15 protein-coding genes are annotated in these 12,012 nt (G+C 54.6%); 6 read left to right on the plus strand and 9 right to left on the minus strand.

Annotated features, from left to right (window positions below; all coding sequences use genetic code 11):
- Window positions 1-2: 2 nt before the first annotated feature.
- Window positions 3-212 (minus strand): hypothetical protein, encoded by a 210-nt coding sequence (locus tag ACPLPM_RS07455; protein WP_424359616.1) that lies wholly within the window; start codon window positions 210-212, stop codon window positions 3-5.
- 128 nt (window positions 213-340) lie between these two features.
- Here ACPLPM_RS07455 and ACPLPM_RS07460 point away from each other — a divergent pair, with 128 nt between their 5' ends.
- Entirely contained in the window at window positions 341-1,078 is a 738-nt protein-coding gene (locus ACPLPM_RS07460) for a hypothetical protein (protein ID WP_424359617.1), read from the plus strand.
- A 120-nt stretch (window positions 1,079-1,198) separates the two neighbouring features.
- On the opposite strand, the gene ACPLPM_RS07465 is transcribed toward ACPLPM_RS07460, so the two are convergent.
- Both ACPLPM_RS07465 and ACPLPM_RS07470 read right to left on the minus strand, forming a co-directional pair.
- Window positions 1,199-2,047, minus strand: a complete 849-nt coding sequence (locus tag ACPLPM_RS07465) for a M48 family metallopeptidase (protein ID WP_424359618.1) — start codon at window positions 2,045-2,047, stop codon at window positions 1,199-1,201.
- Between the two features lie 356 nt (window positions 2,048-2,403).
- Window positions 2,404-2,682: a hypothetical protein gene (locus ACPLPM_RS07470; RefSeq protein WP_424359619.1), complete on the minus strand. Its 279-nt coding sequence runs from the start codon at window positions 2,680-2,682 to the stop codon at window positions 2,404-2,406.
- 150 nt (window positions 2,683-2,832) lie between these two features.
- Here ACPLPM_RS07470 and ACPLPM_RS07475 point away from each other — a divergent pair, with 150 nt between their 5' ends.
- From ACPLPM_RS07475 to ACPLPM_RS07485, 3 genes are read left to right on the plus strand one after another with little or no spacing between them, the layout of a single operon-like run.
- Window positions 2,833-3,111, plus strand: coding sequence for a glutaredoxin family protein (locus ACPLPM_RS07475; protein WP_424359620.1), 279 nt, complete (start codon window positions 2,833-2,835; stop codon window positions 3,109-3,111).
- Window positions 3,015-3,623 carry a ferredoxin-thioredoxin reductase catalytic domain-containing protein gene (locus ACPLPM_RS07480; protein WP_424359621.1) on the plus strand — a complete coding sequence of 203 codons (609 nt, stop codon included), beginning with the start codon at window positions 3,015-3,017 and terminating at the stop codon, window positions 3,621-3,623. Before ACPLPM_RS07475 ends, ACPLPM_RS07480 begins: the two co-directional genes overlap by 97 nt.
- An 18-nt stretch (window positions 3,624-3,641) precedes the next feature.
- Window positions 3,642-4,172, plus strand: coding sequence for a hypothetical protein (locus tag ACPLPM_RS07485; protein ID WP_424359622.1), 531 nt, complete (start codon window positions 3,642-3,644; stop codon window positions 4,170-4,172).
- 66 nt (window positions 4,173-4,238) lie between these two features.
- Here ACPLPM_RS07485 and ACPLPM_RS07490 read toward each other — a convergent pair whose 3' ends face one another.
- From ACPLPM_RS07490 to ACPLPM_RS07505, 4 genes are all read right to left on the minus strand, one after another.
- A complete protein-coding gene (locus ACPLPM_RS07490; protein WP_424359623.1) occupies window positions 4,239-4,718 on the minus strand; it encodes a hypothetical protein in 480 nt (159 codons plus the stop codon).
- 119 nt (window positions 4,719-4,837) lie between these two features.
- Complete coding sequence (locus ACPLPM_RS07495; RefSeq protein WP_424359624.1) at window positions 4,838-6,067, minus strand: MFS transporter; 1,230 nt, start codon at window positions 6,065-6,067, stop codon at window positions 4,838-4,840.
- A gap of 119 nt (window positions 6,068-6,186) precedes the next feature.
- Window positions 6,187-6,753, minus strand: coding sequence for a tetratricopeptide repeat protein (locus tag ACPLPM_RS07500; RefSeq protein ID WP_424359625.1), 567 nt, complete (start codon window positions 6,751-6,753; stop codon window positions 6,187-6,189).
- Between the two features lie 113 nt (window positions 6,754-6,866).
- Window positions 6,867-7,721: a tetratricopeptide repeat protein gene (locus tag ACPLPM_RS07505; RefSeq protein WP_424359626.1), complete on the minus strand. Its 855-nt coding sequence runs from the start codon at window positions 7,719-7,721 to the stop codon at window positions 6,867-6,869.
- A gap of 329 nt (window positions 7,722-8,050) precedes the next feature.
- Between ACPLPM_RS07505 and ACPLPM_RS07510 the strand changes: the two genes are divergently transcribed.
- Entirely contained in the window at window positions 8,051-8,812 is a 762-nt protein-coding gene (locus ACPLPM_RS07510) for a tetratricopeptide repeat protein (RefSeq protein WP_424359627.1), read from the plus strand.
- 433 nt (window positions 8,813-9,245) lie between these two features.
- Here the strand turns inward: ACPLPM_RS07510 and ACPLPM_RS07515 are convergent, their stop codons facing one another.
- Entirely contained in the window at window positions 9,246-10,334 is a 1,089-nt protein-coding gene (locus ACPLPM_RS07515; RefSeq protein ID WP_424359628.1) for a response regulator, read from the minus strand.
- A 241-nt stretch (window positions 10,335-10,575) separates the two neighbouring features.
- Between ACPLPM_RS07515 and ACPLPM_RS07520 the strand changes: the two genes are divergently transcribed.
- Window positions 10,576-10,887, plus strand: a complete 312-nt coding sequence (locus ACPLPM_RS07520) for an MTH865 family protein (RefSeq protein ID WP_424360049.1) — start codon at window positions 10,576-10,578, stop codon at window positions 10,885-10,887.
- Between the two features lie 16 nt (window positions 10,888-10,903).
- Here the strand turns inward: ACPLPM_RS07520 and ACPLPM_RS07525 are convergent, their stop codons facing one another.
- Window positions 10,904-11,782 carry a hypothetical protein gene (locus ACPLPM_RS07525; protein ID WP_424359629.1) on the minus strand — a complete coding sequence of 293 codons (879 nt, stop codon included), beginning with the start codon at window positions 11,780-11,782 and terminating at the stop codon, window positions 10,904-10,906.
- Window positions 11,783-12,012: the final 230 nt, after the last annotated feature.

Below are 12,012 nucleotides of genomic sequence, written 5' to 3' on the forward strand. Positions count from 1 at the left end.
AATTACTTTTTACTCTCTTCCGGTTCCTCATCGGCCTTGCCGGAGAAGAACAGCCTGGCCAGCAGCCACAGGCAGAAGACTGTTACCACTGCGCCGAAAATCCCCCACGTCTCGAGCTGTATGACGCCGAACAGGTTCAGCACCAGCACAATGAACATGATGAACATTAAAATTAGTATAGTCGCACTCCAGATACTGAGCTTCCACTTCATATGCAGAGGTAACGGATTTTTTTGTATTAAGTATGACGCTGGCCCGCAGGGGCTGACACAACGTATTTATCGTACTCGTGCAATATTTAACGCTACGATTATTTCGGTAATTCACGAGGTGGAAGCCAATGCGTAACTGTTACAATCATCCCGGCATGGGTGCTGTCGCTGCCTGCGAAGCGTGCGGCAGAGGGATTTGCGCCTTATGCGTAACTCACGTAAATGATCATGTATACTGCAGGGACTGCGCGGAAGAAGAGCGGAAGAACCTGCCGGAACAGCCGGCCTCTGCCCCGGCACCTGAAGCCGCTCCGCAGCAGCCGGCGCCTCAGCCGGCCCCGGCTCCTGTAGATCCCGTAATACGCCCGCCAGAGGAGCCGCCCAGAAAACAGCCAGCTCCCGAAACACCGGCTACTCCCGCTACCCCAGTTGCTCCGGCTACACCGGCCGCTCCCGCAGAGCCGGCACCCCCGGTAGCAATCGTCCCCGCAAAGCCCGCACAAGTGGCCCCCAAAGTGGTATCTCCAGCGCCTGCGCCCATCACTCCGCCGCCAGCCGGCACAGCAGCAAAGCCCGCCCAAAAGGAATCCCTTATCGCGGCTATACTCTCACTTATCGTGCCAGGCCTCGGCCAGGTGTACAACGGCCATATCAAGAAGGGTATCGTGCTCGCCGTCATCTTCTACGGCATGCTGGTGGCCATTTTAGCGGGCATCGTCGTACTCACAATCTCGACCGCCCTCGGCGCCATCTGCTGCGCCCCAGCCCTGCTCTTCCCGGCTCTGGTGCTGCTCTACGCAGTCTACGATGCCTACGAGAGCGCGGAAAAGATCAACCGTGGCGTAGAAACCAGGGACTGGCTCTAAAAACCTTTTTCTTTTTCTAATTTGTGTACGTCGTGTTAACCATTCCTGGCTAGCCGAAAAGTAATATAAATGACTAAACTCTGTGCCCTCTGCAGTTAGGGGCACGTACTAATGCGCTATTCACCGGGCGAGCTTTCTATACAAGTCTGACTCGTAGAACTGCCGGAGCTGGTAAACCCTGTTCTTGATCGGCGGGTGGGTGGCGACGAACTCCGAGACTCTGGACATGCGGTCTCGTTCGACTTCTTCTTTGTCCCTGTACATGTGGTCGATATCTACTTTGTCTGCCAGCCGCTTTCCCAGCGCCAGCTTGGCCAGCACGAGGATGGCGGCATTCAGGTTGCGGCAGGCGATGAGGCCGCCCCGGTCGCAGGTGTATTCTCTGTGCTGCGAGCTCAGCAGCAGTGGTAAAGGTATCGTGAGCCCGAGCACCTTCAGCGGTACCGACCAGCCGTACTTCACGTGGGCGAGCTCGTGGCCGATGATGAACGTCAGCTCATCGTCGGTCGCCACGTCGATCAGCCCGGTATTCAGGACTATGATTTTGTTTCGGAGCCCCAGTGCATAAGCGTTGATCTGGGGGTCCTGGACTACGTACACGCCCGGGGACCGCATAGCAAGCCGGTCAGCCGCTTCTGTCGCAATCCGGTTGATCTCGGGCAGGGTTTTATCGTTCGCCTTCATGCTGCGGGATAATACGTGGTTGTAGAACCGCCACCGGGTAAAAAGGATCAGCAGAATTAGCTGCAGCACGGCGCCGATCAGCATCCCGGCGATAAAGAAGGACGAAGCCATCAGCCTCGGTATGAAAAACCTGAAGCCGTAGGTCCACCCGGCGTAGCCCAGCAGCAGTATCAGCAATAGTACGATGATCATCGGAAAGGCGAGCTTTTTAAAGTACTCTCCCGCCTCTCCCTCCGCCCTGAAATCGATGGTCCCCGTCTTCGTATCGGCGCCTGCTGCAGACATCTTATACCCCGGATATAATATGCAACAATTATTATTTAATTATGTATGCCTTAATCCCGCGGGCCCGGGTCCATGAACTCCTGATATCTCCAGGCTTGAATTTCAGAATTTTAATTCTGGTTTAAATAGAGAAAGCCTATATAATATGCCCTTAAAATAACTTTTTGCAGGTATGACTCCTGCTTATCCGCTCAAGAAATATTAACTAGCTATCCGCCGATCTACCTCATTTAACCTCCTGAACCAGATTCGGATAGCAGGCGGCGGGCGCCATCCCGCCGCCCACCTCTCTATCGTTCTATTGCTTTTGCCAGTGCAGGTAAGGCTAATTCTATCCGATTGCCTGTCTGCTCCCGTCACCGCTCGATATGTGATATTCCGTAGCCACTGCGTATTTTTTCAACCATATAGTCGTACGCGTCCGGGCTTTTCATCCTGATCTCCATGATCGTGCCTATCGGCTTGCTCAACTTGCAAGGCACCTGTAAGCCGCCGTGGCGCTCGCACCTGACCCGTTTTGCCAGCACAGTCTCTTTTCCCGTTTCCTCGTTGACGTATGCAGCGACAGGGACAGTTTCTTGGCCGCTACATTCAGGACAGGTACGCGTCGCTTCGTATTCGTAGACCCTGTACATCTCTAACACCCACAACGACTACTCGCTCTGCCGGGCAAAATCTCGTTGGCCGATTTATCGCAACTAAAGCGGGTTTTTCTGAAAGATATGCGGACGGGAACCGGGGATTGGGTAGCAAGTATTAATAGCAAGAGTGAAAACCCATTTATTATGTCGATGGAACACGTCCCGGGTAAGAAAAATGGCGAAATCCTGCTTTACGCGCTGAGCACCTGCGAGTGGTGCAGAAAAACTCGGGAGCTGTTAACCGAGATAGGTATAGACTACTCATATGTCTACGTCGATCTATTGAGCGGCGAGGAGTTCAACCAGGTACTGGCCGAGCTTGGCAAATGGAACAAATCAAAGTCGTTCCCTACTATGGTGATCAACAACAGCAAAGTCATCATCGGCTTCCGGGAAGACGAGATCCGGGAGGTGCTGGCCTGACTGGCACCGGCGAGATCACCGACTCCGAAATCCGGGCCTTCTACGATCGGCTGCTGCGAGACGCCGAGCCGGGCGGCTACCATCTCAACCCTGACGAGGCCTTCACCAGGGCACTTGTAAAGGGGCTGCTTGTTAACAAGGGCCGGTATGGCTACGCTTCCTGCCCCTGCAGGCTGGCGATCGGCCAGAAATCGAATGATCTGGACATCATCTGTCCCTGCGACTACCGTGATCCCGACCTGGGTCAGTACAGCTCCTGCTACTGCGGGCTTTACGTCTCGGGCGACATCTACCGGGGCATAAAGAAGCTGGCACCGGTGCCGGAGCGCAGGATGCCAGAGGCCATCCCGGCTCAGGGCAGCCTTCAAAGCCCATCTGTCAGCGTCCTCACCGCGCTAAAGTACCCTGTGTGGCGGTGCAAGGTCTGCGGGTACCTGTGCGCGAGGGAAGAGCCCCCCGGTGTCTGCCCGATCTGCAAAGCCGATAAGGAACGGTTCGAGCGGTTCATCTAATTCCAGAAGGCAATACCGATGATACCTCTGCACAAGCTGAAAACCGTAAAGATAGACCCGGCAGCCGAGGTCCGGAAGATCGTCGCTTCCGGGGGCCGCGATCGGGCTCCCGGGGCATCGGGCGAGCTGAGCCAGGTCTACACAGTATACCGTAACCTGAAAACGCTGGGCTTCTTCCGGCTCATAGCGGAAGCTTACGGTAACCGGGAGTGTACCGGAGGCTCAAGCCAGCGTATCAACGACCTTTTCAGCGCGGAGACGGTAGACGGTCACATCTACTTCGTAACCGAGATCACTCACGAAGCGCTGGAAGCCTTTCTCGACGACGGCCTCGTCCTGTACAAGCTGCGGAGCTGGCTGACTGATTGCTTCAGGAAGGCATGCGTAATGCCACCGGGCGAGGATATCGCGGCCAGATGGGATGGTATCTTTCACGCGCCGGGGACTCCCTTGCCGAAAGGTGTCAAAGTGCTGCCCTTCTACAACAAAGCCCTGGCTCCCGGAGTACCGGGCGTTATCCTTGCGCTGGTATTCGAGAAGCAGGTATAGTGCTTCTGTTAACTTGTTACGACAGAAGAACAACCTTAAAAAAGAAGCCGGGCGTCATCGCCCGTTTTACAGCTGGGGCTTGTCACCGGGGCCATCAGGTATGGTTGGGATGACGTTGTTGCCGTCGAGCCTCGGCATCGTGGCCGGGCCTTCGATGGCCTTCTGAGTCATCATGTCCCACTGGCCATCCATGACCGCGGAAATTACTTTGCCCTTCTCTACGGTGATCACTGCCTCGTGGGGCGTGAGCACCTGGGCGGTCATCTTTTCTGTCCGGTCACCGTAGCCAGAGCTCCTGCAGGTGAACTCTGCGATGACCTCGTAAGTGTCGACCGTCCTGGCGGTGCAGGACTTGATGGCCAGCGTATCGGTCATGCCGTCGTACTTGAAGGTGCTCTCGGAGGCTACGAAATCCTTGGCGATTTTCTGGGCGTCCTCGGAGGAGTACGCAACTCCGCCGGGGGATGATGAGTAAACGATTGCTCCGCCTGCGATTACGAGCAGCAGGGCCGTCACAAGGCTTGTGATTACGATGAACTTATCCATTCTTTCACCAGGCTTATCTATGTTTTAGATAACTATAAGCGTTACTTAAGCTACGGTTACTGCCGTAGTCTTTTCGTCTAAAAACCACAGTGCCCGGAAGCCATAAATATTTTCTCCGGTCACCTCCGCTCAAGAGCGCGCAGGCGTAAGGCCCTTAGCATTGCTACAAACCCGCCTAAGCCGGCCAAAAAGCCCAGGATGATGAACGGCAGGTCCATGTGGATGTCGAAGGAAAATCCCCCCACAGGCGGGCCTATAATTCTGCCAAGGCTGTTGTATGAGCCTATCACTCCCATCGCGGCTCCCTGGTGCTCCTCATCCGTCCGCTTAGAGACGAGGGAATTCAGGCAGGGGACGACCAGCCCTGTGCCGAGCGCCAGGGTGCAGGCGAACAGCATCAGCGATACCAGCTCCGAGGCGGACAGTACCAGGAAGAACGAGGCAGCAGCGATGAAGAGGCCCGTGATCACTGTGAATCTTTCTCCGATCAGCTCTATCTTTATCCCTAACAGCATGCCCTGACAGATGACGCCGGTGATGCCCATGACCGTGAACATGATGGCCATGATTCCCGGCCCCGTGACTATCATCGTCGTCCCGGCCACCGGCATGGCTGACGGCGTATCCAGCACGTTGAAACGGTCCATCAGGTAGTAGGCGAAGGTGCCCTGGAAGCCGGACATCAGCATGGTTACCAGCAGCGCCAGCAAGAACAGCAGCCAGAGCCGGGAGCTCAGCGGAGCAAGAAGGGACACTTTTCCAGGGCGTAGCCGGTGTACGTCCACTGATTTCGACTCTCTCAGCAGCAGGTAGCCCAGGACCACGAAGCCGAACGATGCGGCGGCGATGGTGAAAAACGGCACGGTCAGGCCCCACATCGAGAGCCCTCCAGCCAGGGCCGGCCCGAAGATCATGCCGAGGCCCGACGAGGCCCCGAGCATTCCCATAATTCTTCCCCTGTCTTTATGGCTGGTGATATCTGCGATATATGCCAGCGATGCGGGGTATATGCCCCCGGATAAAATGCCGCCGATCATGCGGGCGGCAAACAGCATCCACAGCTGGGTGGCAAAGCCGTAGATGAGGAATGAGACTCCGTAGCCGAACAGGCCGATCAGGAACACCGGCTTTCTGCCTATGCGGTCCGAGAGCTCCCCCAGAAACGGGGTAAAGATCAGCTGCATGACCGAATAAGATGCCATCAGCAGGCCGAGATCAAAAGCCGTTGCACCCATGTTCTGGGAGTAGTAGGGCAGTACAGGCATGATGACACTGAACCCGAGGCTCAGAAAGAACATCCCGGCCACCAGGACCCCCAGCTGTACCCGCTCTGAAACCATCGCTACCATACGGATTTCGGGGTGCGTGATGAAATAAATGTGGTATGTTGGAAGCGCTGTCCAGCAATAAGTCTCAAAGGGCCTGGTATAGATCACGAAAAAATCAGCAGCAGAGGCGTAGTAAGCCTTTACTTCTTACTCTTCTGTGCGGTCCTCTGCCTTTTTTTGGCCGACTGGTAGCATATGGACGCGTCTTTCATCCCGGGGTCAATCTTGAGCGTCTCTTTATATTCCAGGATCGCCTCGTCCAGGGCGCCGACGCTGTCCAGCGCGGCCGCCAGCCTGAAATGGGCCTCCCCGTCGTACGGAGCTGTTTTGATCGCCACGTGGTACTCTTTGATCGCGGCTTTCATGTCCCCTTTTTTCTCCAGTGCCATGCCGAGGGAAATGTGGTACATTAGCCTGGAAGGATCAGATCGGATAGCGCTGTGGTATTCTCTGACGGCTCCGGCAAGGTCTCCTCTGTCCTCGCAGATCCTGGCCAGCAGGTAGTGGGCTTCAGCGTGTCCTCTGTCCAGGCTGAGGGTTGCCTCCAGGTCTTTTACGGCTTCGTCGATCTGCCCCTGATCATAGTGCAGGGCTGCGAGGGAGTATCGCAGATCGCCGGCATTGTTGCGGGCTGCCGGCGCAGCCTGCAGCCTGACCAGGCTCTGGAGAGCAGATAATGTCCGGGAGAAATATCCTGACGCTGGCATACCTATCACTTTTTATATTGTGACTTATATATTAATATTCTCCGGGGAAAGCGCGAGGCTGTATGTTCGGAAAAAATAGATCTGATCCTCTGATAGAAACCGTGTGCCCGGGGCTATTTCATCAATGCTCTGGAGATCGCATCCATGGCGGCCTGCTGCTTTTTTATGGCACCTTCGTGCTCCGGCTTCAGGCGCAGCGTCTCGTTGAAAGCCCGCAGGGCGTCGAACAGGCGGCCCTGCTTATAGTACGCCAGCCCCAGGCCATAGTGGGATTGCTCGTCCTGCGGAGCTGTCCTGATCCCGTTCTTAAACGCGAGAACCGCTTCATCAACCGCCCCTTTACCGAGGAGCAGGTTACCCATTCTGACGTAAACTTCGGTGTACTCCGGGCTGAATTTAACCGCCCTGGCATATATCCATATCGCTTCGTCAATCTTGCCCAGGCTTTCCAGGTCTACGCCCGTGCAAAAGTACGCTTCCACATACTCTGGCATAATCTTGATCGCTTCGACGTACTCTTTGATCGCATCGCTTCGCCGGTCCAGCATATCGTACACTGTCCCGAGCATAAAGTGGGCTTCGGCATCGTCCGGCCTCAGCCGGACGAGCTCCCTGTACTGGTGCACAGCTTCACTATACTGTCCCACTGACTTCAGCAGTAAGCCGAGCTCCTGGTATGCCTCTGAAAAATCCGGGCGCAGCTCTACCGCTTTTCGGAGGTCCAGGATAGCGTTACCTATGCGGCCTGCTGTGAGGTTGTCCAGTGCGAGCCTGTAATAAAAGTCAGCCGTTCCCGGCTCGCATTCGTCCTCCGATCGGCGGATGAGTGCCGCATCATCGATGATTATCGTGCCGTTCAGAATGTCGATGATCGCACTTTTGCCCGAATCCTGCAGCGCCGATGGCCTGACAGGATGTTCCCTCCTGTCGCACTCTTCAGCAGCCTTGCTGGCCTCTTTCAGCTTCAAGAGGTGTTGCAGCCTGTCCGCTATATCGATTGCCCCCCAATAGTTTAGTTATATATTTTGCTGCCCGGTGATAACGTTTTCTATATTCAACTGTCACGATAGGTAACAAAATTATCTTAACCGGGCGGCCGGTAAAATTCGGGACTAGCGATGTTTACCTGGCATCACCGGGGACAGTATGCTTCACTGCAGTAAAAATAAGCCATGTGTGTCGTATATATTTAATTCTAAAAATAGCCGGAAACCCTGTAATTACACATTCCCAATTGGTAATTTATGAGCGAAGTATTATCTTTCGCTGAATATGTACATGATCATTGTGAGTGCGTATGTGGACCAGAGACAACTCTACTCCTGAATGCGAAGAAAAAACTGGTCTCGCAGCCGCTGACATCTGGGGGGAGATGTGCGGAGAGCCTAAAAATGTCCCGAAGAGCATCGGGGAGTGCGATCTGAATACTGTTCTCGAGATGTATCACTACACGAACGGCACGATCCTGGAGCTGAACGGGTTTCTGGACGATGCCATAAGGGAATACCGGGAGGCCATCCGCCTGAACCCGGCCGAAGGTTTCTATCACTATAATCTTGGGGTAGCGCTGCTGAAAAACAACGAGTACAACGACGCCTACAAGGAGCTCTCTGAAGCCATCCGCCTGAACCCGGAGGACTATGAGTCCAGGTGTGCTCTTGGGGACGTTTACTGCGCTATCGGCCGCAGCTTGCTGGCCGGCGGAAAAACCGGGGAAGCTGTCGAGTCGTTCCGGGAGGCAGTCGCCATCGACCCGGACTACCCCGACTATCACAGCGGCCTCGGCCAGGCGCTGCTTGAGCTGGCCCGATCGGACGCTGCACAGCTTAACGAAGAGCACCTGGCCAGCGCCATCGCCGAGTTCAGGGCTGCTCTCGCCATCGACCCGGAAAGCAGGGATGCCAGGATCAACCTTGGCATGGCACTCAGCCTCAGCCTGTCTGAAAGCCAGCGCGCCGAAGGCATGAAACTGCTCCACGAAGTGCTGATCGCCGAGCCTTTCAACGACGATGTGCGGTCGTGCATCGAGGCTATGGCTGCTGGCAGTCACATGGCTTAACCGGATTGTATGTGATGAGAACTACAATATTGCTTGATATTTATATTTATCAATGTTCTCTCTTTAGGATTGGCTATTTAACACTTTCTCGCCAGATAGAAAAATGTTTGTAAAATTGTAATTATGTGAAAAATACAAAACCAATTTATAGTTTTAAGCTATACTATTGAATGTAACAGGTGGGAATAAACAAGGGCTGAACTAACCCTTGCAATCTAATCGCGATCAAGTCAAGGCTGACTCCAATACGGTTTGACTCCAAAAGCGCAAGCAAGCACCAGTAATACCAAAGGGGCAAAATATCAAAGGCCTGCGGCGAGCCTCAAATCGCCGCCCTCCCATTTTGAAAAATCTTATACCCGGGCGACAAGCGCTCAGTTATCTATATCTAAGTCGATAGCCTGCGCATAGATCCTGTCCAGCGGCAAAAAAGCTATTTCCCCGTATCTGCCAGGACGACCATAACCATCGGCTCTTGCCCCGACTTTACCGGGGCAACCCGAATGGACTTCTCTGACGCGACCCCATCTCTGCCTGTCAGCGTAACCACTCCGCTGCCTGAACTGCCGGTCATTAGCGCCTTCTCAAACATCGAGGTAACCTTCTGGATGTCAGTACTGCTAAAGAGACCTATCTCAAAAAGATTTTTTGCTGTCAGGTCCTCTGCCGGTAATCCTGGCAGGCTGGCTGTTACCTGATTTCCGCAAAGGATAGTGCCTTCAGGATCGCAGATACATATTGCATCTGAAATAAGCCCCATCAGGGCACAAAGCTGCTCCTCTGCCCTCGACAGCTTCTGCTCTGCTTGTTTCTGCTTGGTCATATCTTTGAAGATCGCGACCGTACCCATCACTCGGCCCCAGTCGTCCTCGATCGGGACCAGCATGTAGTCGATAGGCATTCTGCCGCCTTCCTTGCTTAAAAGGCTCGCCTGACTGCTGCCGCTTGCATGGATCTCCTCTGGCTGTTCTAGCCTGAAGATCGAGTGGACATCCTTGCCGGCCGCGTCTTTCAGCTCCCAGCCCGTCAGCTCTTCTGCGGCCGTATTCATGAACTTGACCGCGCCGGAGTCGTCAGAGGTGATGACGCCTTCGTCGATGTTCCTGAGAGTCACTTTCAGCCACTGGCGGGCATCGTACAGGTCCCTGTCCATGCGGTGCTTGTACAGTGCCATTTCGATGGTGACTCTTAGCTCCCGCTCATCGAAGGGCTTGAGCACGTAGCCGAACGGCCCGGTGATCTTCGCCCTCTGGAGGGTGGTAATATCCGAGTTAGCGGTCAGGTAGATAATGGGAGTATCCTGGGTTTTACGGATCGCCTCCGCGGCCGATATACCATCGATGCTGCCCTTGAGGCCGATATCCATCAGTATGGCGTCAGGCCTGGTGGCATTCGCCTTGACGATGGCTTCTTCGCCGGTCGAAGCCGTTCCCACCACACTGTACCCGAGGCCGGCCAGCCGGCTGCGGATGTCCAGCAGGACAATCGCTTCGTCTTCGACTATCAGGATACGCTCGTTCATAGTCAACCCGTTTATACCACCAGAAACCATAAAAACATTGCTGTAATCCGATTTTCCTAATTGGCAATTGGAAAACAGCATAAGGCCGGGACTGTAATGCTTTAGAGTACGACCGATGCCTGGAGAAGCTTATTGAATAACCTCGTACAATTATTATTGTCCTTTGTGAAACGTTTTATGCGGTCCGGCAGGTACACAGCCTGCCGGACCGTATAATATGTTTCAAGAATGACATTATATGGTGATATCCTTGACGATTAACAAGCCAGTATACTCAGAGCATGCCCAGGCGCCGGGCGCCAACGCCGTCAAAGAGCTGGACATGATGAAAGTGAAGATCGTGGAAATGGTCGAAGGGGCCGGAATCAGGTTCCCTATCACCGACAAGGATGCGCTGCTGAAGGTCTTCCCGAAGTCCACGCCGATGGCCTGTTCCTATAAGGGTAGTCAGTGGACCCTGTATGACCTGATCGAGCACCTCGATAAGAGCGATTTCCCGATCAAGAATGCCGGTGACCTGGCGACAATTCTGACGACCCGGTGCATCATCTAAACAAAATTTTTCCTTTCTACTTTTTCGCTATCAGGTCAATCGTCGCCACATTTTTAGTGCCTCGCAGCACCTGACTCAGGCCTGCCCTAGGCGCCATTCCGTCGTTGTAATAGATGCCTGATCCGGCATAACCGATCCCGGGCAGCACCCTTTTCAGGCCGCACAGCCCGGCCAGCCATGTTCTGGGCGTGTCCGACTTGTGGGGATGCCAGATGAGCAGATCAGGCTTTTCTTCTGCCGCCAGCCGCCTAAACTCGGCGATAGTCTCTGCCCGCCAGCCTCTGGCATTGTGAGCCGATCTGGGGCTGAACATGTTCAGGTCGTGGCACCCAAGGAGCATTATCTTACGCCCTCCCGCATCGATGTAGTGGCTCCGCAAATCGGCCACACGCACAAGCCCGTGCTGCTGCCGGGTATTCGGGTAGGATTTGCCTGTGCGCCACACCTTGCCCTTATCCATATCCATGGCAAAGGTCAGCTCTGCATGCGGATCCCAGGCCGAGCCCATGAAGAAGAACATGTCCACGCCCATGGTCAGGTAGCGTGTCACCTGGCGTAGCCTGCGGCCTGTTGCGCCTTCCAGGAGGCTCATGAAGTTCGCCTCTCCGTACGCCAGTAGCTGATCTACGATCTTCACCGGCGGATTCACCGGATCTTCTACGGACCATCTCTTGACAGAATCAGGCCACGGGAGGCAGAGAAATCCGCCACTCAAGATCAGGAAATCTAGCCGGTTCCTGCTAGCAAGCGCTTTGCAGACAGCATTTAGCAGAGCCCTGGCTTCTTCAGGGTCACCCTGCCACTCCCCTTCGAAGAAGACGCGGGCAATTGAGGCATCAGCATCGGCCTGCACGTCGATCTCAAACGCATCCTGTCGGCGGCCCATTACTCTCATACTCGCTGCTGTGGCCCGGAGCGCTAAAAACTTTCTCTTAAAAAACAGCTGAAATGCTTGTATGAGAAAAACGTGCCAGTTATCCGGTATACCACTGGCACAATCACCATATTAGTACAATCCCCGAGGGAATTTACCGCCAGAGATCGGTAGTCTCAGACACCCGTGCCATAGCCAGAAGATCCACAGCAGCTGCAGCACCCGGTAACCGCCAGTGCCAGGTCTATCAG

The sequence above is a fragment of the Methanocella sp. MCL-LM genome (assembly GCF_049676595.1).
GTDB lineage: Archaea > Halobacteriota > Methanocellia > Methanocellales > Methanocellaceae > Methanocella_A.